Annotated in this window: 19 protein-coding genes; 8 read left to right on the top strand and 11 right to left on the bottom strand. The window is 63.5% G+C overall.

Annotated features, from left to right (window positions below):
• Window positions 1–66: 66 nt before the first annotated feature.
• Together ACIQWO_RS00990 and ACIQWO_RS00985 are read right to left on the bottom strand one after the other, a co-directional pair.
• Window positions 67–1,638, bottom strand: a complete 1,572-nt coding sequence (locus ACIQWO_RS00990) for a hypothetical protein (RefSeq protein ID WP_402818042.1) — start codon at window positions 1,636–1,638, stop codon at window positions 67–69.
• Window positions 1,639–1,889: 251 nt separating this feature from the next.
• Window positions 1,890–2,804: a helix-turn-helix domain-containing protein gene (locus ACIQWO_RS00985; protein ID WP_046293556.1), complete on the bottom strand. Its 915-nt coding sequence runs from the start codon at window positions 2,802–2,804 to the stop codon at window positions 1,890–1,892.
• Window positions 2,805–3,200: 396 nt separating this feature from the next.
• Here ACIQWO_RS00985 and ACIQWO_RS00980 point away from each other — a divergent pair, with 396 nt between their 5' ends.
• The 6 genes from ACIQWO_RS00980 to ACIQWO_RS00955 all read left to right on the top strand — a co-directional run bounded on the left by ACIQWO_RS00980 (window position 3,201) and on the right by ACIQWO_RS00955 (window position 9,479).
• On the top strand, window positions 3,201–4,298 hold the full coding sequence (locus tag ACIQWO_RS00980) for a porin (RefSeq protein ID WP_402818036.1): 1,098 nt from the start codon (window positions 3,201–3,203) through the stop codon (window positions 4,296–4,298).
• A gap of 192 nt (window positions 4,299–4,490) precedes the next feature.
• Window positions 4,491–4,814 (top strand): hypothetical protein, encoded by a 324-nt coding sequence (locus ACIQWO_RS00975; RefSeq protein WP_402818033.1) that lies wholly within the window; start codon window positions 4,491–4,493, stop codon window positions 4,812–4,814.
• Between the two features lie 103 nt (window positions 4,815–4,917).
• On the top strand, window positions 4,918–6,186 hold the full coding sequence (locus tag ACIQWO_RS00970) for an MFS transporter (RefSeq protein ID WP_402818030.1): 1,269 nt from the start codon (window positions 4,918–4,920) through the stop codon (window positions 6,184–6,186).
• Window positions 6,187–6,265: 79 nt separating this feature from the next.
• Window positions 6,266–7,231 carry a dihydroorotate dehydrogenase electron transfer subunit gene (locus ACIQWO_RS00965; protein ID WP_402818027.1) on the top strand — a complete coding sequence of 322 codons (966 nt, stop codon included), beginning with the start codon at window positions 6,266–6,268 and terminating at the stop codon, window positions 7,229–7,231.
• Window positions 7,224–8,174, top strand: a complete 951-nt coding sequence (locus tag ACIQWO_RS00960) for a dihydroorotate dehydrogenase (protein ID WP_402818024.1) — start codon at window positions 7,224–7,226, stop codon at window positions 8,172–8,174. The genes ACIQWO_RS00965 and ACIQWO_RS00960 overlap by 8 nt, the downstream gene beginning before the upstream one ends.
• Before the next feature lie 51 nt (window positions 8,175–8,225).
• Window positions 8,226–9,479 (top strand): hydantoinase/carbamoylase family amidase, encoded by a 1,254-nt coding sequence (locus ACIQWO_RS00955; RefSeq protein WP_402818021.1) that lies wholly within the window; start codon window positions 8,226–8,228, stop codon window positions 9,477–9,479.
• A 76-nt stretch (window positions 9,480–9,555) separates the two neighbouring features.
• Here the strand turns inward: ACIQWO_RS00955 and ACIQWO_RS00950 are convergent, their stop codons facing one another.
• From ACIQWO_RS00950 to ACIQWO_RS00910, 9 genes are all read right to left on the bottom strand, one after another.
• Entirely contained in the window at window positions 9,556–11,016 is a 1,461-nt protein-coding gene (locus ACIQWO_RS00950) for a M20 family metallopeptidase (RefSeq protein ID WP_402818018.1), read from the bottom strand.
• A 189-nt stretch (window positions 11,017–11,205) separates the two neighbouring features.
• Window positions 11,206–11,562, bottom strand: coding sequence for a hypothetical protein (locus tag ACIQWO_RS00945; protein WP_402818015.1), 357 nt, complete (start codon window positions 11,560–11,562; stop codon window positions 11,206–11,208).
• Window positions 11,562–11,729 (bottom strand): hypothetical protein, encoded by a 168-nt coding sequence (locus tag ACIQWO_RS00940; protein ID WP_157112269.1) that lies wholly within the window; start codon window positions 11,727–11,729, stop codon window positions 11,562–11,564. Before ACIQWO_RS00940 ends, ACIQWO_RS00945 begins: the two co-directional genes overlap by 1 nt.
• Before the next feature lie 1,254 nt (window positions 11,730–12,983).
• Entirely contained in the window at window positions 12,984–13,277 is a 294-nt protein-coding gene (locus tag ACIQWO_RS00935) for a hypothetical protein (RefSeq protein ID WP_402818011.1), read from the bottom strand.
• 101 nt (window positions 13,278–13,378) lie between these two features.
• Window positions 13,379–14,323, bottom strand: coding sequence for a DNA/RNA non-specific endonuclease (locus ACIQWO_RS00930; protein WP_402818008.1), 945 nt, complete (start codon window positions 14,321–14,323; stop codon window positions 13,379–13,381).
• 51 nt (window positions 14,324–14,374) lie between these two features.
• Window positions 14,375–14,533: a hypothetical protein gene (locus ACIQWO_RS00925; RefSeq protein ID WP_157127412.1), complete on the bottom strand. Its 159-nt coding sequence runs from the start codon at window positions 14,531–14,533 to the stop codon at window positions 14,375–14,377.
• 138 nt (window positions 14,534–14,671) lie between these two features.
• Window positions 14,672–15,316, bottom strand: coding sequence for an FMN-binding negative transcriptional regulator (locus ACIQWO_RS00920; protein ID WP_402818005.1), 645 nt, complete (start codon window positions 15,314–15,316; stop codon window positions 14,672–14,674).
• A 179-nt stretch (window positions 15,317–15,495) separates the two neighbouring features.
• Complete coding sequence (locus tag ACIQWO_RS00915) at window positions 15,496–16,023, bottom strand: DUF2501 domain-containing protein (RefSeq protein ID WP_402818002.1); 528 nt, start codon at window positions 16,021–16,023, stop codon at window positions 15,496–15,498.
• A gap of 88 nt (window positions 16,024–16,111) precedes the next feature.
• Window positions 16,112–17,734, bottom strand: coding sequence for a restriction endonuclease (locus ACIQWO_RS00910; protein WP_402817999.1), 1,623 nt, complete (start codon window positions 17,732–17,734; stop codon window positions 16,112–16,114).
• 565 nt (window positions 17,735–18,299) lie between these two features.
• On the opposite strand from ACIQWO_RS00910, the gene ACIQWO_RS00905 reads away from it, so the two are divergent.
• Window positions 18,300–18,998 carry a phosphatase PAP2 family protein gene (locus tag ACIQWO_RS00905; RefSeq protein WP_402817996.1) on the top strand — a complete coding sequence of 233 codons (699 nt, stop codon included), beginning with the start codon at window positions 18,300–18,302 and terminating at the stop codon, window positions 18,996–18,998.
• A gap of 119 nt (window positions 18,999–19,117) precedes the next feature.
• Window positions 19,118–19,879, top strand: coding sequence for a sulfite exporter TauE/SafE family protein (locus ACIQWO_RS00900; protein WP_233325216.1), 762 nt, complete (start codon window positions 19,118–19,120; stop codon window positions 19,877–19,879).
• Window positions 19,880–19,958: the final 79 nt, after the last annotated feature.

Here is a 19,958-nt window from a genome sequence, read left to right as displayed (position 1 = left end):
TGCACGCAAAAAAAAGCCACCAGAGTCCGGTGGCGTTGGGTCGTACATTGATGACCGGGAGGTGACTTATTCCTGGTCGGGCGGCGGCGTCATGGGCAGCGGAGGCGCCTGCGTATCCGACGGGTCCGCAACGGGTGGCAGCCCACGATAGGTCTTCGGACGCGCGCCCGTTCGCAAGGCCATTTGCTCAGGCGTTTCGTTGATCCAGTCCACCGTCGGACCGGCAGGACGATGGACCGACCGCGACATCGAAGGCCCCACCTCCCCCGAAAGGCGTCGCACGCGGGGATGGGCGCGCTGGGTTTCGCGATCCCGGTCGTCCTGCTGCTCGGCCAGCCGCTCGACCGACTGGCTATGTTCGAGGATGACGCTCAGACGTCCGGCACGTCCCGGATGGGCACCGATGAACTGCTCGACAAAGTGTTCGCGGCGGGAGGTCGACTGCGCCTTCGGCCCCGCGGATTTCGTGGCAGGGTCTGTCGGGGGCACCTGGTGCGTATCGAGGCGCTTCGGTGTCGTCTCATTCAGCGGACCATCGATGGGCGCTAGCCCGGACACGCCTTGCGGCGAATCGACTTCGTCGAACTGCGCGTCGTCATGCGCCGACTCGGACGGTGCACCGATCATCCGGCCGCCATCCGTATGCTGAAGGTCGTCCCGCAACTCGCGCGCGGCAAGCTTCCATTGATCGATCTCCAGCGCACGCGCGCCAAGCCACGACGCCGTCGTCCCCTCTGGCGAGCCTTTGGCATCCGCGAGCACCGCCGAATACTCGTACAAGCCAAGCCCTTTCGCGCGAATGTCGTTCAACGTCACCGGTCGGTCGGCCGGATAGCCGAGCAGCAACGCGAGCCGCGCCGCATCATTGCGCGCACGAATGTGGTTCTTCTGGAAGCGCGATTTCGACGTCGCCGGTTTGAGCACCACCTTATCGCCACGAATCTTCAGTCGAAGCGGGACATCGGCACCACCTCGGGACATTTCGCGTTGCGCTTCACGCGCCATGTCGTTCAGCGCGATCAGCAGATTGCGCTCGGCCGTCAGTTCGTTGAATTTCCGGTCGTGGATGTTGACGGTGAGTGAGAGCATGGTGTCGCGCATCCTCGCCATATCGGCGAGGTGTTGTAGCCCCATCGCCTTTGCCGAGCCCTTCGACAAGCGACCCGTTGCACGCGCCATTCGGTCAAGTTCGTCGTTCACATGCGCGATTTCGACCAACTGATCGACAACCGGCGTTGAGTCGAAGGTGCGCACGAACGCCCTGTTTTCCGGTGGGACGCCGTAGCGCACCTGCTGCATGGCTTCGGTGCGTTTATCTTCGAATGAAATGTCGCGCTCGATGCAGCGCTGAAACTGCGTGTGCCAATTTTCGATGCGCGTCTTCATGGCTTCGGCGACCAGCGGCTGGGCCATCAGATCGTCGGCCTTCAGTCTCTCGATCTCGCGATACGCCTGCCAGCGACCGATCGGTACACCCCCGCTGTCTTCAACCGTTCTGGTGCGCTGCGGATAGGTCTGCCATGACTTGCCGAGCGAACCCGCCACTGTCGGCGGCGCAGCGCCCAGCCGCCTGAAGTCCGAACCGAAGCTGTGACCGCATTCGCATGCGAGCGGTCGGCCTGAAAGCAGCAAAGGCACGGACGACGCCCGCTGCGAATAGTCCCCGAAAGGTGTTCCCATCATTCATCTCCCGTTAGTAAGGTGATTAAGGCGAGTAAGGCCGGATGACCTTCGGGCACGGAGACTAGACGGGATGACTGCGAACGGATTTCGATTCCGTGGGAAAACTTCGCTTTGTGGCACCTATTGAGAGTGCGCCGGTACGCGACTATCGTCGTCGGCGACGCACCATACGTGATCAACGCAGGATCAGCGTATGAAGCCGACCGTCAGAATCGCGCGAGCAACTGGCCGAGCAACGCGGCCCCTTCTTTGCCCTTGGCGGAATCGGCCCACAGACGGTCGATCATGGCGCGATACATGCCCACGCCATCGGGCGACGTAGTAATCGTGGCGATACCGGTACGCAGGTTTGGCAACTCGCCGAGACGGAACGGCGACACCGCAACGTACGCCTCGCCCTGCGCTTCGAAAATCTGGAAGGTTTCGTTGGGCATGTTGTCGCTAACGATGCCGATCTGCACGCCCGCCGTATCGGCTTCGAGGAATTCGACGATACGCGCCACTTCGCGTCGCGCTGCCATCTTGCGCTCCAGTTGCACGCCCGGCGGCAGCCCCAGTCGCCCGACCAGCCCGTGATGCAGGAACTGTTCGATCTGGCGCAGGCCGATCAGACTGGTCACGGCCAGACGCTGACGCGAGAAGCTCGACTTACGCTCCTGCAAGATGCCCAGCACGCGATCGATCGTGTTTTCCCAATGGCGGTCGACGAGCGTCGGCGGAATGCTCTCGTCGAGCATGTGACGCAGCCAGACGTCGTAGTCGTCGGACGTCAGCAGAAACGAAATCGGATCGAAGTGCGCGACGATGCGCTCGGAACGGCTTTCCAACTGACGCATGCGCTCGAAGTAGCTCACGGCCGAGTCGTGGTACTCGACTTCCACCCCGAGCAGGTTCGCGAGCGATACGCCCAGCAATGCGGCCAGCCGCTCCAGCGTATCGATCTTGACGATCTCGCCACGCTCCAGCTTGTAGATGGCGGCGCGCGAGATATCGAGTTGCTCGGCGACATCCTCACTACGTAATTCCGCTGCCAGCCGATAGGCGCGCAAGCGTTCGCCGATGGCGCGGAAATTGAAGCGCGCGCCTCGTGGCGCCCGGGATGTCGTTGCAGCTCGAGTCAAATCGCCCCCTGTTGGATACCTCGTGAAACCGCCTTCGTGCGAGACATTGCGGCACATTGCGAAACGTTGAAATGCCGCAGATCGCGTCGTGCCGCGTGGCAGTGCCGGGATTATACCGGTCGCCTCGCGCGCCTGAAGGACTGTGCATCGGACGTCGATACGAAATCCTTCCCTGAGCAATTCGCCCTTGCCGTGCCGCCTACGCCACACATCGACCGGTCGAATATTTTTCCGATTGTCTAATTTTTTAGATTTACGCACGATTCGGGACACGGCGCCCCCATGCCGTGAGAATGCCGTCACTCGCAGGCGGCCTGACAGCTTTCCGGGGATGACCCAACGCGCTGGCGGTGATAGCCTGCGCGCCGTCCAGAAATTTATACAAACAAAGAGGGAATGATGAAGACCTGGCAAAAGGTGTTTGGGACGACTCAGGTAGCGCGCAAGGCCAGCGCCATCGCGTTGGGTTCTGTTGCCTTGGGTGCTGCGGCACTCGCAAGCACGGCACATGCGCAGTCGAGCGTGAGCTTCTACGGCCTGGCGGATGCCTACGTCGGCTCAGTGAAGAACCCCGGCGGCAACGCGGCCGCGGTGCAGCAGGGCGGCGGCATGACCACGTCGTACTGGGGCTTGTCGGGCACGGAAGACCTTGGCGGCGGAAATAGCGCGCTCTTCGTGCTGGAAAGCTACTTCCAGCCGAACAACGGCACCTACGGCCGCTTCGCGGGCGATAGCTTCTTCTCGCGCAACGCCTACGTCGGTCTGTCCAACACGCGACTGGGCACCTTCCGGATCGGCCGCATCACCACGCCGATGTACCTGGCAACGATCCAGTTCAACCCGTTCAACAACTCGTACACCTTCTCGCCGATGATCTTCCACACCTACAAGGGTCTGGGAACGCAAGGCGTCGTGGGTGACTCGGCCTGGAACAACGCGGTGGCCTACACCACGCCGTCCTACGCAGGACTGGCGGGCACGCTGCTCTACGCCACCGGCAACAGCGCCACGGACCACAGCGCGAAGAAGTGGGCCGCTGCGCTCACGTACGCCAACGGCCCGTTCGCCGCCGCCGTGAACTATCAGTACGTGAATTTCAGCGCTACGCCGGGCGACTTCGGCGCGCAACTGCCGGGTGTGACTGGGCTGACGAATCAGAACACGGTGCAGGTCGGCCTCTCATACGATCTGGCTGTTGTGAAGTTCTTCGCGCAGTACATGCTCGTCGCGAGTCAGGCCGCCAGCGGCAACTTCCATGCGAACACGGGGCAGCTCGGCGCGTCGGTGCCGCTCGGTCTGGGCAGCGTGCTGGCGTCCGTGGCCTACACCGGCTCGAACGGCTCGGGCGACAACCAGCGCCGCACCACGTGGGCCCTCGGCTACGACTACCCGCTGTCCAAGCGGACCGACGTCTACGTCGCGTACAAGTACGATCACATGAGCGATATGTCGACGGGCCAGACGTACGGCGCAGGCATGCGCGTGCGCTTCTAAAGCGTCGCAGCGAAACTGTCGGCACTGTCGAGCCCCCGCTCGTCAGTGCCGCCCTTCCTCCGCCAGGCGAGCAAACGACTCACGTGCCGTCGCCGGATCTCCCCTTCGTCTCAGGGTTAGCCCCGATTATTTTCGTCTTGCCTGCCTTTTGATGTTCGATTAGTCTAAATATTTAGACAGATGGAGAGCACGATGGATCTGCAACTCGCATGCGCCTGGTTACAGCGCGACACGGTCGGTCTGTCCGACATCGAAGATTTCGCGGCACGGTGCCTGAATGCATCGCGCACCGCCACGCGCGAATCCGCCGCGTTGCTGCTGCTCGCACAGGCCGCTCAGGCTTTCGTAGAAAGGCAGTCCGGCATTGCTACCAACGGCGAAACGTTCCACGCCTTTCTGACCCGCAGTAAAACGTACGCGACGATGTTGCGCGACGCTGCCGCCACTTCCGACGCCAGCTTTCTCGCTACGCTCAACCAGTTCGCGGCTCAGCTGACGACCGAGGTCTACGCGTGACGTCACGCGTTTTTTTCACCTGATCGTCTAAAAATATAGACACTTTGACGAATGCGACGGCGCAATCGATCGCCACGGCATTCGCCTCCCACGGGAACCGATCATGGAAGCCAACTTGAATTCATCGCGTAGACAACACGCGAGCGCCTCGCCCAACGCCGGTGACGACACCGTCACCCCTTACGCATGGAAGGCGTTGGCGGGCTCTGCCATCGGCTATGCGATGGACGGCTTCGATCTGCTGATTCTCGGCTTCATGTTGCCAGCGATCACGATCGGCCTGCACCTCACGGCGGGGCAAGCCGGTGCGCTCGTTACATGGACGCTGATCGGCGCTGTGGCAGGCGGCATTCTGTTCGGCGCGCTCTCGGATCGTTACGGCCGCGTGCGCATGCTGACGTGGACGATTCTCCTGTTCGCGGTCTTCACCGGCCTGTGTGCGCTGGCGCAGGGCTTCTGGGATCTGCTGGTCTATCGCACGATTGCAGGCATCGGCCTCGGCGGCGAGTTCGGTATCGGCATGGCGCTCGCAGCAGAAGCATGGCCCGCGTCCAAGCGGGCACGCGTGTCGTCCTACGTCGCACTCGGCTGGCAGACGGGCGTGCTTGCTGCTGCGTTGCTCACGCCGCTGCTGCTGATGTACATCGGCTGGCGCGGCATGTTCCTCGTGGGTGTGCTGCCTGCGCTCGTCGCCTGGGTGTTGCGCAACAAGCTGCACGAGCCGGAAGTGTTCGTGCGCCGCACGGACAAGACGCAAAAGCACAGCAGCTCGAATGCGTTTCGTCTGCTCGTGAAGGATGCCCGCACCACGCGGGTGAGCCTCGGCATCGTCATTCTGTGTTCGGTTCAGAACTTCGGCTACTACGGCATCATGATCTGGCTGCCGACGTTCCTCTCGCAGAAGCTCGGCTTCTCGCTGACGAAGTCCGGCCTTTGGACCGCCGCAACGGTCATCGGCATGATGTTCGGCGTATGGGCCTTCGGGCAACTGGCCGACCGCATCGGACGCCGTCCCACGTTCTTGCTGTATCAGGCGGGCGCGGTGGTCATGGTGATCGTCTATTCGCAACTGACCGATCCGGGCGTGATGCTCTTCGCCGGGGCGTTCATGGGGATGTTCGTCAACGGGATGGTCGGCGGCTACGGCACGCTGATGTCCGAGGCATACCCCACGGCAGCACGCGCGACCGCACAAAACGTGCTGTGGAACATCGGACGCGCCATCGGCGGTCTCGGCCCGCTCGTGGTCGGTGCGCTCGCCGCACGCTACTCCTTCCAGATCGCCATCGCGCTGCTCGCGAGCCTGTACGTGCTCGACATGATCGCCACGCGCTTCCTGATTCCCGAACTCAAAGGCACCGAACTCGAATAACGCATGCGTCGCGACGCACGCTCTCATACGCGCTTCGTACTCGGCAAGCCCTCGCCCCCACTATCCGGAGCCCCCATCCATGTCCGTCGTCTCTCTGACGCCCAACAACGTCACCCGCCCATTGGCGCGGGTGCCTTCGCCGACGTGTCATTCGCATGATGCGCATGAAGCTCATGAAGCGCAGCCAGACACTGCCACGTGCGCATCGCCCGCCGGGCACATCGTCGCTACGCATCACTGCCGCGTGCTCACGCATCACGCCGTCAACGCGCGCTATCGCTATCTGCGGTTGCAGGCCGATGCCGCCGTCGCGCTCACCACGCGCCCCGGGCAGTTCTATCAACTGAAGTGTCCGGTGACGGAGAGCGAAGCGCCGTTCCTGCTGCGTCCGATGAGCGTCTACGGCACAGGCCCCGAGCCGGACACCATCGAGTTTCTCTACAACGTGACGGGCGTCGGCACCCGCGCACTCGCCACGCTGACCGAAGGCGCATCGCTCGACATCGTCGGCCCGCTCGGCAATACGTTCACATTGGACACGCAATGGCAGCGCGTGATGGTCGTCGCCCGTGGCGTCGGTCTGGCGACGATGGCCCCGCTGGTGCAACGCGCCGCTGCGGCCGGTCTTCGTCTGACGGTCGTCATGTCGGCGCGCAGCGAAGCCGATCTGATGCGCGACGAATTTCTGCGCTCGCCCGAAGCCCGTGCACTGGCCGACGTGCATTGCGTGTTCGACAGCGACGGTTCATCGGCGGTCGAGGCGCTTGAGCCGCGCATCCGCGCCCTGCTCGCCGCAGCCCCCCACGACGCGGTGTACACCTGCGGCTCGCATCGTCTGCTGATGCTGCTTCAGCGTGTGCTGACAGCGCACCCGGAGATCACGGGCGAAGTCGCAATGGAGCAGCGCATGGCTTGCGGCATGGGCGTGTGCCTGTCGTGTGTGCGCCTGTTCGATTGCGACGGTGACAAGCAATTCCTGCGCGTGTGCCGCGAAGGCCCTGTGTTTGCCATTCGCGACGTTGTCGGGGAGGTGGATTTTGGCTGATCTTTCCGTTCGCATCGGGTCGCTCACACTGCGCAATCCCGTGATGCCCGCGTCGGGCTGCTTCGCTGTCGAGTATGCCGAAGCGCTCGATCTGAATCGTCTTGGCGCACTCGTCGTCAAGAGCGTGTCGCCCGACGCGCGGGCAGGCAACCCGACGCCGCGCGTGGCCGAGACAGCCAGCGGCATGCTCAACTCCATCGGCATTCCGAGCAAGGGGCTCGACGCATACCGTCGCGACGTGCTGCCCGCCTACACGCGCTTCGACACACCGGTCGTGGTCTCGGTGTCGGCCGACACGGCCGAGTCGTTCGGCGAAGCGTGCGAGACGCTATCGCTGCCGGAAGTCGCAGCCATCGAAGCCAACATCTCGTGCCCGAATCTCGAAGCGGACGGCATGGCCTTCGCGATGCAGGCCGAGAGCACGTACAAAGCCGTGAGCGCGATCCGGCGTCGCACCTCGCACCCGCTGTGGGTGAAGCTCACACCGAACGCCGGTCAGATCGCGTTAATCGCGCGTGCCGCCGAAGATGCCGGAGCCGACGCCATCGTCATGGGCAACACAGTCCTCGGCATGGCCATCGACGTGCGCACGCGCAAACCGAAGCTCGGCAACGTGATGGGCGGCCTCTCCGGCCCGGCGATCAAACCGCTCGCCGTGCGACTCGTGCATCAGTGCCACCGCGCCGTGCGCATCCCGATCATCGGCTGTGGTGGCATCGAGACGGCCGACGACGCCGTGGAATTCATGCTTGCCGGTGCGACGGCGGTTCAGGTCGGAACGGCCTCGTTCCGCGATCCGGCGGTCATGGGTCGCATCGTCGACGGGCTTGCCGCGTATTGCGACGCGAACGACGTCGAACGCATCGCAACACTCACCGGCGCTGTCGCGCTCGACACACAACTGTCCGACCGCTGGCTGCGCTTTGCGCAGCAGTCCGGCTGATTTATTCCGTAACTCCCCCTCGCATTGCATCACGCGAAAAGAAGCACACTCATGGAACTGAACGCGCTGGCCCCGCTGGCCGAGCAACTTTTCACCGACCTGCGCCGTCTCGGCAACGACGGCGTCGGCATCACCCGCGACAGCTATGGCGACGGCGAGAACGCCGCCGCAGCGTACCTGACGGAATGGGCTGGCCACCAAGGCCTGACCGTCACACGCGACCGCGCCGCCAATCTCGTCTTCGCGTTGCCGGAGGACGACGGCAACACCCCAGCTACATGGATCGGCTCGCACCTCGACTCCGTCCCACAAGGTGGCAACTACGACGGACTTGCCGGTATCGTCGCCGGGCTGCTGTGCCTCGTCGAACAACAGCGCAGCCAGCGTCACACCACAACGCCGGTGCGCGTACTCGCACTGCGTGGCGAAGAAAGCGCGTGGTTCGGCCGCGCCTACATGGGATCGAGCGCGCTGTTCGGTAAGCTGACCGACGCCGATCTCGCCATGCCGCATCGCAGCCACGGCCGCTCGCTGGGCGACTGCATGGCGCAGGCCGGTGCGGACGTCGACGCCATTCGCGAAGGCGAGATGCTCTTCGACGCGTCACGCGCGAAGGCATGGCTTGAGCTTCACATCGAACAAGGTCCAGTGATGATTGCGCGCAACATGCCGGTGGCGATCGTGCCGGGCATTCGCGGCAACGTGCGTCACAACCGCGTGACGTGTGTCGGCGAGGCCGGACACTCGGGCGCGGTGCCGCGCTGGCTGCGCCACGATGCGATGTTTGCCGTAGCCGACCTCATCACGCGGCTCGACGAGCACTGGCGTGCGTTGCTGGAGCGCGGTATCGACATGGTGGTCACGGCCGGCATCGTCGGCACCGATCCCGCCGAGCACGCGATCTCGCGTATCCCGGGCAAGGTCGATTTCAGCTTGGAAGTGCGCAGCCAGAGTCTCGATACGCTCGACGTCTTCTATGAGCTGATGCGCACCGAATGCCGCGCCATCGAGCGCGACCGGGGCGTGAAGTTCGTCTTCGACCGACGGTTGGCGTCGGCACCGGCCGTCATGGACAAGCATGTGTCCTCGCTGCTCGAAGACGCCTGCCGGTCGTTCGATCTGCCGCAAGAACGTGTGCCGAGCGGTGCCGGACACGACGCCGCCATCTTCGCCAACGCAGGTATCCCAAGCGGCATGGTGTTCGTGCGCAACGCCAACGGTTCGCACAATCCCGCCGAGCGCATGGAACTCGACGACTTCATGCGCGGCGTTCAGGTGATGGAAGCGGCAACGCACCGGATCTGACGACGCGTCACACCCATAAAAAAACGGGTCGCTTGATGCGACCCGTTTTGCCTTTCGCGCGAGCTGTGCGGACGACTTACGGCGCCAGCGCAATCACCTCGGCCACGGCGGCCGTCAGCTTCTTCGCGTACGGCACGTGCAGGAACTCGTTCGGTCCGTGCGCGTTGGACTTCGGTCCGAGCACACCGCACACCATGAACTGCGCCGTCGGGAAACCGGCTTGCAGCGTGTTCATCAGCGGGATCGTGCCGCCCTGCCCGATGTAGGCGACATCCTCACCATAGTGGCGTTGCGACGCCGTATTCAGCGCCGACGTGAGCCACGGTGCGACATCGGGCGCGTTCCAGCCGGAGGCCGCGCCCGCGTCGGACTTGAACGTCACCTTCGCGTTGTACGGCGGGTCGACTTCGAGCAGCGCCTTGAGCTCTTGCACCGCCTGCGCGGCATCGATGAGCGGCGGCAGGCGCAGCGACAGCTTGAAGGCCGTGCGCGGACGCAGCACGTTACCGGCGTCGGCCAGCGCGGGCAGACCGGCCGCGCCTGTCACCGACAGCGACGGACGCCACGTCGAATTGAGCAGCGCCTCCTTCGGATCGGTCGTGGTCGGCAGCACGGACAGGCCGTCCTGACCGCAGGCCCACGGCATCTTCTTCCAGACGTCGTCGCCGAGAATGTGCGCGGTGGCTTCGGCTTCTTTCAGACGTTGCAGAGGGATCGGGCTATGGAAGCCCTTCGGCAGAACATTGCCGCTGCCTGCATCTTCGAGCCGTTCGAACAACTGACGCATGATGCGGAAGCTCGACGGCGCGATGCCACCGTACCCCCCCGAGTGGATGCCTTCATCCAGCACCTGCACTTCGAGACTGCCGGAGATCAGGCCGCGCAGCGACGTCGTGAGCCAAAGTTGGTCGTAGTTGCCTGCGCCGGAGTCCAGACAGACGACGAGACTCACGCGGCCGAGGCGGTCGCGCAGCGCGTCGACATACGGCAGCAAATCGTAGCTGCCCGATTCTTCGCAGGTCTCGATGAGACCGACGCAACGCGGACGCTCCACGCCCTGCGCGTCGAGCGCGGCGAGTGCCGTCACGCTGGAATAGATGGCGTAGCCGTCGTCAGCACCGCCACGGCCGTAGAGCTTGCCGTCTTCAAACTTGGGCGTCCACGGCCCGAGATCCTTGCGCCAGCCGTCGAACTCGGGCTGCTTGTCGAGGTGACCGTACAGCACGATGGTGTCGGTACTGCCCGACCGTGTGGCGGGCACTTCGAAGAAGATCACCGGCGTGCGACCTTCCAGACGAATCACTTCGAGCTTGAGGCCCTTGACCGGCTGACGCTCCGCCCACTGCGCGGCGTCGCGCACCACGCGGTCGATGTAGCCGTTGCGCGCCCAGTCGGCGTCGAAGCCGGGGCTTTTGGCCGGCACTGCAATGTAGTCGGTGAGCGCATGCAGAATTTCGTCGTTCCATTTACGTTCGACGAATTCACGCAGTGCGGCCGTGTCGAGCGACGGCTGAGTCGGGGTGACGATGTCGTTCATGGGGGAGTCCTTGGGGATGTCGTGTGTCAGTGACGCGCCGCGCCACATCGCGGCAATCGGGCGGCCCGTCAGTGCAGCCAGATCCGGCGCCGTGAATTCAAGACAATAGGAAATCAGTCGGGCGCGTGCTGACCGTATGGCGTCATGATAGCCATTCCGGGCCGCTTCGGTAGCCGAAGTTCACGCCATTCAGTTGCCCGAGCCTGGCGGCCCGAACCGGAACACGATCTCGCCCGCTGCACCGCTCGCCTTCACGCAAGCGACCGATTGCTGGCCTCTGCCCGGCACGTCGACCGAATGCTCGGTATCGGCCGCACTGCAACGCCAGTAATAGGTCACCTGGCGCTCGCAGCGATTCGTGACTTCGTAGCGGTAGTCTGTGACGTTGGCGGGCAGCGCGCGAATCGCGCCGCACGGCTGACCGCTGTTGTCGAGCGGCTCCGTGGGCATTGCAGATGTTTGCGCGTGCGCCGTGCCGCTCGCCGCGAAGGCGAGAAGCACCAGCAAGCCTGAAATCCCCGAGTGCCGCTTTCCGTGGGTCGACATCAGATCCAACGCCATGCAATGGCGATGGCGCCAATGGCGACACCAATGGAGATGACCACCCCGAACCATGCCAGCTGCGCACGCCGCGCACGGCGACGGCTGGATTCCGACGTGTCGTAGAAACGACCCAATCCGCCCGAATACAGCTTTTCCCAGCGAATTTCCATGGCGCACCTCACAAATCGATCAAACCGGCCCGCACTGCTTGTTCTTTTCTTCTTTATCGAAAGTTTTGAGGCGCAAGACAATTCGGATAAATCCGGGCACATTCCATAGCATGAAATACCGTGGAATCTTCCTAAAATTCCGACACTGCGCCGTCGCTTCAAGATCGCACTATTCTTTAGGAATTGCAATAGCGTGAACTCGCAGAATACGACGCCAAAGCCACGAGAGACCACGTCATCGACGATGGTTATCAACGTGCAAACGGATCTTTGGCGCGCTTTATCGCAGCGCACAGAATAGATTTAACGGGGAATTGCGAAGACTTTGGAGAATTGTGCCGGAACGGCTTTTACGCAGACACTGCGCGCTTGTAACAAAACGTTTCAATGAGGGGACAAGCGGCTGTTCGAATCGGGTGATTGAACGCGCGCGTCAAAACGCAGCGGCGAGTGGTAAAGCGCCGCGACAATGGTGGAGAAAACCGGAGGCCCGTCAGCTCACATGGCTGAAGGCAACGTAGCGCGGCGATCCGCCGGAGGCGGCGCCGCGCACGAAAAGGAAGGGGATGTGACTTTAGCGTCCCAGGAAGGCCGCCCCTACTGACAACAGCACGAATCCGCCGACACTACAGGCGATCGCGATTGCCAACAGGCGTTGAAAGAGTTGCTCGCGCTCACTCGCGCTGCGATGGGAACGGGGTGCATCGTGATGAATCGTTCCCCACCCACTCGAATACACTTTTTTCCAACGGATGTGCATAAGTTACCTCGCGTTGTTTAGTGCTCGTAGCCTTGCCGGTCATCGATTCTCGCTATCGGAATCGACGAGACGCAGGGCTAGTATGCGCTTTGTCTGCGAACGGTAAACCCCTCATCCGTGCTGCGTCGCCGCAAGCCAAACGGTTGATTCGTATGGTTTTCGAGACGGGAAAGTGCGACACCGAATACCGTCACAATGACGCGATTCGAGATTTTTGGCTGGATGTGTCAATGCGACAGAATGTCGCAGGTGCGACAAGTTGTCGCGCAAGCCGCATGAACCGTGGAATCCATCGATTTAGTGGCTGCGACACACGCTGGCATGTCGCAGGTCGCACTCGGGCGATCAGGGCCGCAGCGACAGACGACTCGCTGGGGAAAAGGCATCGCGCACCGCGTTTCGTGCGGCGCAACATCGATTTTTTAAATAAACGACAAATCTGGGGTAAATCCGGGGGAAGCGATCTGACCGGGGCGTGACTTCCCCCATTCCCGTCAAGATTCAAACGGGTTTTTGACTTGTTTCGCGGTCGTCCCGGCGGGCGTTTCGGCCGCCGTGTCGGCATGCGCGGGCAAGTCCGCGTCGGCAAGCTCGCTCACCACGGCATCCAGCACCGCTTTAAGCACCTTCGCGTGACGCAACCCTTCGGCGTCGCGGCGCAACTCCAGATTGCCGAAGATCACAACGTGATCCGTGTGGTTTTCGACGTTCAACTCGCCGAGCGAGAGGGCATCGGCATCGTTGGCGAACGGCGAGAAGCGGTCATTGGCGGAAGACGATGACGTCATGAGGACTCCTGAATCGGGGGGGAAATCAGTCGTAAAACCGGTTTGGGGGGGGGGCGGCGCACGGCAGCATCCGAGGGATATCCCAGATGCTGCCTGTGAGCTTAACGGATGATCGTACGCAAGAAGTCGAGCACCGTCTGCACTTCGCGGTACGTCGGCACGTCCTGCTCGCGTTTTCGCTTGCTGCCACCGCCCGCCGCCTTGGGTTTAGGCAGCGACATCGCCGTGCTCTTGACGCTCGCGGGCATACCGGGGAAGAAGTCGATGCCAGCGAGCTTTTCGAGTTCGGCCACGCTCACGACCGAATAGTCGCCCGTCGCCTCGTTCGCCACCAGATACGCGCCCGCCTGCTTGCGCTTCGGGTCGTAGACGACCTTGAAGAGCTGCGTGGGCACCATCACCCGGTCACCCACCTGCGTGATCGTCTTGCCCTTGAAAAGCGGCCCGGTGATCACGAACAACTCGCCCCGGTCCTGCGCGAGCTTGCGCACGCTCGACTCGATGCCCGCCCACAGGTAGCGATTGTTCTCGCTGTTCTGCGGCACCATGTTCGACAGCGAAAAACTTTCGGACTGTGCCTGCGAGTCCGGCATGTCGGCGGAAGGTGCCATGTGCCCACGGTCGTAGCCCGAGCGCAGGTAATCGCGCAACTCGGCACGCTCGCTCGCGGGCAGTTGCGACTCGGCGTGGAAGTTGTTCACGCGCGAGATCTGACGAGCGTCGCTCAGCCCGGCGCGCGTGAGATGTTCCGCAGACCAGAGCGGCGTGCGCGTCAAACCCGAGTGCATCACGCCGAACGCACTGAAGCACACCTCGCGTGCGGCACGCGTCATGGCGCTATTGGTGATGTCGGGGGCCGTACCGGACCAGTAGTGATCGCCACAGGCCGATGCCGCAGCATTGGCCGCGTTCGGGAACGCTGCGACCGCAGCGACAGCCCCGACGGCGAGTACGGAAGAAAGGGAAAGAGAGATTGCCAACTGCCCGGCCATCGCGCGCAAGCGGCTTGCGCGCACTGCGGTGACCGTCCATCGAGACTGCTTCATCGCACTGCTTTGGGGAAGACGTAAGGGGGTGCGATTGTAGCGGATGAACGACTATTCGGGGACGACGTTCCCCGCGCCGTAAGCGGCGCATTGCAATGTCTGGGCAGGACCGAGATTGTCACACTCGTCCGCCTGCGCGCTCGGCATCCAGGCCTGCTCAAGGAAGAGCAGGCAGAGCATCAACGCGAGCATGAGAAGCAGCGTCTTCATTGCGGCATCCGGGTTGGGTTGCCGCATTGTATGCGGGGATGTCCGCACAAAACCCATCCCCGAGGCACTGAATTGTTTCGTTTCGTTACCGGACGTGAATGAAGTTGGCGACGCGAGCGCGCCGCCGTGCGCGCCCGATCAGGCGTCAGGCACATCGCCACGCTGCGCGACGAGCGCCGCCAATGCCTCGCCGTCCGGCCCCAGCGAGCGCAGACCGTTCACCACACCGACGCGGTCGGGCATCGCGCGGTTCTGCGACATCTTGAATTTGCCTTCGATGCGACGAATCGGAATCTCCACACCCACAATGGCGCGCAGCATGCCGTCGATGAAGTCCTCCGGGGCATCCTCGACCGCCCACGGCGCGGGCAGGCGCAGTTCCTGCGAGTTCGTCAGGTCGCCCACCAGACGCCGCAGCCAGGCCGCGTCGTCGATCACGCGCGGCTTGCCCCACACGTGCACGGCCGCGTAGTTCCACGTCGGTACGACCTTGCCGTGCTCGGCCTTGGCCGCGTACCACGACGGCGTGATGTACCCTTGCGGCCCCGTGAACGCGATCAGGCAATCGTCCACATCGCGCAACGCCGGTCCATGCGGATTGGCGCGCGCCAGATGTCCGCGCAGCGTCCCGAACTCGCCTTCGTCGGCGTACATCAGAAACGGAATCGAATCGGCGATCAGTCCCTGCGCACCGGCGCTCACGAGCAACCCGAGCGGATGCGTACGAATGAGATCGTGCAGGACTTCAGGGCGATCTTCGGTGAAGGCGGCGGGCTGATACATCGATGACTCCGGACTTGGCGGTGGGGTTGGAATAACGCTAAGCGTACGTCCGCGCGTGGCTCTGGGCCAAGACCCAATATCGATGATTTTTTTGATGCCACGCTTAGGCTTCGACAAGCGACCTGACGGAGGGCACTTGCCGCCCGTCAGGCATCAGTACCGCACTTTCAGAGGAACGGTCAAAGGAACGACTTGGCCTGATCGAGCACCTTGTCGCAAACCTTACGAGTCAGTTGTTCCTTGAGGCCGCCGCCGTTCAGATCGACGGTCTTGCCGTCGGGTGACGACAGCAGTCCCTTCGCGCCGTCGAGATAGCCGGGGCTGGCGGCCGGTGAGCCGGACTGCGTGCCGATCTTGCCGAGCAGCTTGTCCTTCACGTCCGTCGCCGAATTCAGATTCGCACCGCCGAGATAGTTGTTCTTGATGCAGAACTGGAGAACACCGGTCGCGTTGCCGATGCTGCTCGACGTGAGCGAGCCGCTCCCGCCCGACGCCAGGCCGCCCAGGCTGCCCGCGAGACCGCCCGTATTGCCACCGCCCGAGTTGCCACCGCCGACGGCGTCCATCAGGTTGCCGATTTGCGCATAGGCGGCCATCGGCATGCCAGTTGCCACCACCAGTGCGACGCTCGCAGCGCCGACACTGGCCCATCGTTTCAGGCCCGCTGTCGTTACGGGGCTTGCCTTGCATTCCATGCGTCGGGACATACGATCCTCCGGGATGTGAATGACGTGGGGTCAGGTCGAGCCACTATAACAGGCCGTCTCCCACGGTCTTTCACACGTCCCGCGCGCCTCAGAACAGCGCCGCAGTCGTATCCACGGTTTCCGGCACGACGACACTGGCGTCGACACCGGCATTTTCCTTGAGCAGGAAGACGAGATGATGTCCGGAGAGCAACTCGATGCGACGGTCGCGCGCGAACTCCTCCACGCCGTCGTCGAACTCGCCGGTGGTGATCAGCATGCCGCGTGCGGCGCCGATCTGTTGCATCTCGGAGAGCATCGCGCGCGCCGCCGTCAGTTCCAGCCGCGCGTTGCGATCCATCTCGCGGAAGATGTGGACGACGACGTCGCCGCCGAAAATCGGATGCGGGTCCCATGCGCGGCACGTCAGCATGCCTTCCTGCTCGCCGGGCACCAGCGGCGGGCCTTCGAAACCATGCGAGCGCAGCAGATGGAACATCACCTGCGTGAAGTCCTTGTCGCTGAGCGTCATCAGATTGAAGCGGCGGTCGACGGCCACATCGGCATCGGTGATGACTTGCGTCATATCGACACCGGCCACCGGCGTTACCGACTGCAGTGCGTCGGGTCGCGCCGATACGCGCGCACCAAGCGCAGCCAGATGCGTGGCGGCGTCGCCTTCGGTCAGTACGAGCGCCGCGAAATCGGCGCGGGCTGCGTGCACGCTCGCAAGACAGATGCGCGCGTCGCCGTCATTCGCATAGAGGTTGAGGACGATGGCCCCCACGTGACGCAGCGGATCGGCGGCGAACAGTTCGTGCAGCGAACGTAACACGATCTGTTGCAGCGCACCGGCATAGGCCTGTGCGCGGATGGCGTCACCCGCGGGCGCACCTTGCACGGCGTCTTCCGCCGCGTTGTAGTGATAGTCGAGCGCCGTCGGCACGGCAGCGTCGAGCGTCGGCACGTCGTACCCGATGGCCAACAGCTTGAGGTTCTCGACGTAATGTGCGGCGAGCGTTTGCTGGAACGCTTCCGGATACGGACTGCGGCTGAGCACGATGCGCGCATACCCCGTCACCGCAGCGGCCTCGCCGCGTAGCAGTGCGCCTTCGAAATCGGCCACGGCCGCGTTTTGACGGGCGCTCTCCGCACGCGCCGCTTCCGTCGCCTTTTGCTGCGCGATCTGAAGGATCATCGACCCTTGGGTCCGGCGAATCTTCGACGCCTCGTATTCGCGCTCGGTGTGGACGAACTCGCTGCGCGCCTTGGCGACGGCTTGCTCATAGCGTCCGGATGCACCGGGCATCGCCAGCGCCAGTCGCCCCGGCTTCTCCGGTGCGAACGTCTCCCACTCGGGCTTCGCCAGAATCTTCGGCAAATGCCGCGTATCGAGCACGGGGGGCGTATTGCGCGCGCGCAGATCGGCCGGAGGAATGCGCAGGTCGCGGGTGAGTCCATCGGTAAGCAGACGCGCCAGTCGCGCCACTTCGAACTTCGCGCGTGCGCCCTGCGCGGCGGCTTCCGCCTGTCGCCATGCCAGCCGCAAGCGCTCGCTCGCGACCGGATCGGCGGCCGGCGCCTCTTCCCAGGCGCGTTGCGCCTGATCCAGCGCGCGGACTTCCGCCAGCGAGCGTGACTGCGATTGTGCGTGCTGCTGTTCGCGCGTGTGTGCTGCGCGCCAGAACTCGCGCGCAAGACGATCGATGATGCTCTCGAATCCCCGATTCACTACTGCCCCCGCATGCAATTTTGATTTTGTTTTGACGAGCGAATTGACTGCCATACCTCGACCATGCTCAGACCGTGGCCGAGCTGCGCCGGACGGTCTGTCGTTCTCTCGGTATCGTCATGCGGTCAAGCCATCCACCGCCGACCATTTCCAACCCATTTCCAACCATTACGTAGGGGACGATTGTAGGACGTTGCCCCGGTTCGCCGCAAAAAAATCTTTGATTCTCAAGAGATCGGAGCATGTCACGGTTGCAACGCCAGCATACTGATCGTCATCAAACCGCCATCGCTTCCGGGCAAGCTCAGCGGTCAGGCCTCGCCATCGCTGCCTCCCTGGACAGACGGCCGCCGCGCCGGTCGCCTGCACCAACGGCCTTCGATGACCTACCTCGTCGAGTTCGCGTACCGAACGCCGCTCAACGCCGCGTGAATATCCCGCTTTTGGGACGAGCCCGTCTCCGGGACACCAATGGCGACTACCATGGCGCGATCTCGCCGAACGTCGCTCAGTGCTCTTTGCTCACGACGTCCGGCGGTTGCCCCCTCTTCTCCGAAATCGCGTCATGACCGAACTCGCTCCGAACGCCGCCCCCGCCACCCCGCCCGCCCCTGCCACTTCGACGCCCTGTCTGCGCACCGCATGGTTCAGCGCGCTGGCCTGCCTGCTGCTCGCCCTCGTCGCGATTCCGTGGATCGACCGCCCTGTCGTCGACTTCGCGCATGCGCACACGCAAGGCACTCGCTGGATTCAGCACATCGCAGAGTTGCCCTCGCCGCTGTTCGTGTTGGCGTGGCCGACGTTTCTGATCGTCGGCGCGGTGTTGTTCTTCCGCCGCAAGCTGCCGTCGTGGGCGGTCACGTTGTGGCTCGCGGCGGGCGCTGTCGGCGTTGGCAGTCTGGCCAAGCAAGCACTGAAATTCGTCTTCGGACGTACCTGGCCCGCCACGTGGATCCATGAGAATCCGTCGTATTTGCGCGACGGCGTTTTCGAATTCCGGTTCTTCGGTGGCAGCAGCGCGGCCTATGCGTCGTTCCCCTCTGGCCACCTCACCGTGATTCTCGCGTTCACCACCGTGCTCGCCTTGCGTCATCGCGTGCTTCGCGTGCCGTGTGCCATCGCCATTGCACTGACGGCCTTCGGGCAACTCGCCGCCGCCTATCACTGGACGAGCGACGCGCTCGCCGGGGCCGCACTCGGTATCGCCGTCGGCTCGCTCTTCGTCATGGCCTGGCAGCACTGGCAGGCCAGCCATCACGCCTGAACGGCGCTTACGACGCGAACGACAGTCCGACCAGCGCATAGCGCACTACCTCCCGCACGCCACGATCCCGTGCATCTGCGCACGGGATCGCCGCATAATGTCGGCGGAAAACTAAAAATATGACCGCCGATCCACTGCTTCCCCTCCTCCCGCTCATCGCCGGTGCCTGTATCGGCGGCTTTGTCCAAGGCTTGTCCGGCTTTGCGTTCAGTCTGGTAGCGCTGTCGTTCTGGGCGTGGTCTCTGCCGCCCACGCTCGCAGGTCCGCTCGCCGCCTTCTGCTCGCTCGTCGGCCAGATCCTCGCGCTGCGGACGGTGCGGCGGGCCGTGCCGCTGGCCCGTCTTGCGCCGTTCGTGTTGTGCGGACTGGTAGGCGTGCCGGTTGGCGTTTGGATTCTGCGCTACCTCGATCCGGTGTGGTTTCGGGCGGGTATCGGCGCCATCCTCGTCGTCTATTGTTCGATCCTGCTGCTCGCGGCGCACCTGCCACGCATTGCGCACGGCGGCCGTGCGGCCGACGGCGTCGTCGGTTTCATTGGCGGTGTGATGGGTGGCATCGGGGGTCTCGTCGGTGTGGTGCCTACGCTGTGGTGCACGCTGCGTGGATGGGACAAGGACATGCAGCGCGCCGTCATGCAGATCTTCTTCATCGTCATGCACACGCTCACCATCACGCTGTATGCCGTGCACGGCGTGATCACTGCGCAGACGCTGCACGTGTTCGCGATTGCCGTACCGTCGATGATCCTGCCGACGCTCGCGGGCGCGTGGGCTTACAAATTCCTCTCCGATCACATGTTCCGGCGCATGGTGCTGGCGCTGCTGGCCTGCTCCGGTGTGACGTTGCTCGTCGGCACGGTGCCCGAACTGCTGGCGCGTTAAGACGTCGCAGCAAGGACAAGCGAAGACAAGCACGTCCAAAGCACGTCCGATGCAAACGAGCATCAGGCCACGGCGTTAC

It is taken from the genome of Pandoraea sp. NPDC090278, from assembly GCF_044772185.1.
Classification (GTDB): Bacteria; Pseudomonadota; Gammaproteobacteria; order Burkholderiales; family Burkholderiaceae; genus Pandoraea.
The sequence above is the reverse complement of the archived record's forward strand: the minus strand, read 5'-3'. Positions and strand labels throughout refer to the sequence as shown.

Bases quoted from the DNA above. Each gene is read 5' to 3' on its own strand.
- ACIQWO_RS00980 (WP_402818036.1), top strand. From the start codon at position 3,201: ATGATGAAGACCTGGCAAAAGGTGTTTGGGACGACTCAGGTAGCGCGC.
- ACIQWO_RS00975 (WP_402818033.1), top strand. From the start codon at position 4,491: ATGGATCTGCAACTCGCATGCGCCTGGTTACAGCGCGACACGGTCGGT.
- ACIQWO_RS00970 (WP_402818030.1), top strand. From the start codon at position 4,918: ATGGAAGCCAACTTGAATTCATCGCGTAGACAACACGCGAGCGCCTCG.
- ACIQWO_RS00965 (WP_402818027.1), top strand. From the start codon at position 6,266: ATGTCCGTCGTCTCTCTGACGCCCAACAACGTCACCCGCCCATTGGCG.
- ACIQWO_RS00955 (WP_402818021.1), top strand. From the start codon at position 8,226: ATGGAACTGAACGCGCTGGCCCCGCTGGCCGAGCAACTTTTCACCGAC.
- ACIQWO_RS00950 (WP_402818018.1), bottom strand. From the start codon at position 11,016: ATGAACGACATCGTCACCCCGACTCAGCCGTCGCTCGACACGGCCGCA.
- ACIQWO_RS00945 (WP_402818015.1), bottom strand. From the start codon at position 11,562: ATGTCGACCCACGGAAAGCGGCACTCGGGGATTTCAGGCTTGCTGGTG.
- ACIQWO_RS00940 (WP_157112269.1), bottom strand. From the start codon at position 11,729: ATGGAAATTCGCTGGGAAAAGCTGTATTCGGGCGGATTGGGTCGTTTC.
- ACIQWO_RS00935 (WP_402818011.1), bottom strand. From the start codon at position 13,277: ATGACGTCATCGTCTTCCGCCAATGACCGCTTCTCGCCGTTCGCCAAC.
- ACIQWO_RS00930 (WP_402818008.1), bottom strand. From the start codon at position 14,323: ATGAAGCAGTCTCGATGGACGGTCACCGCAGTGCGCGCAAGCCGCTTG.
- ACIQWO_RS00925 (WP_157127412.1), bottom strand. From the start codon at position 14,533: ATGAAGACGCTGCTTCTCATGCTCGCGTTGATGCTCTGCCTGCTCTTC.
- ACIQWO_RS00920 (WP_402818005.1), bottom strand. From the start codon at position 15,316: ATGTATCAGCCCGCCGCCTTCACCGAAGATCGCCCTGAAGTCCTGCAC.
- ACIQWO_RS00915 (WP_402818002.1), bottom strand. From the start codon at position 16,023: ATGTCCCGACGCATGGAATGCAAGGCAAGCCCCGTAACGACAGCGGGC.
- ACIQWO_RS00905 (WP_402817996.1), top strand. From the start codon at position 18,300: ATGACCGAACTCGCTCCGAACGCCGCCCCCGCCACCCCGCCCGCCCCT.
- ACIQWO_RS00900 (WP_233325216.1), top strand. From the start codon at position 19,118: ATGACCGCCGATCCACTGCTTCCCCTCCTCCCGCTCATCGCCGGTGCC.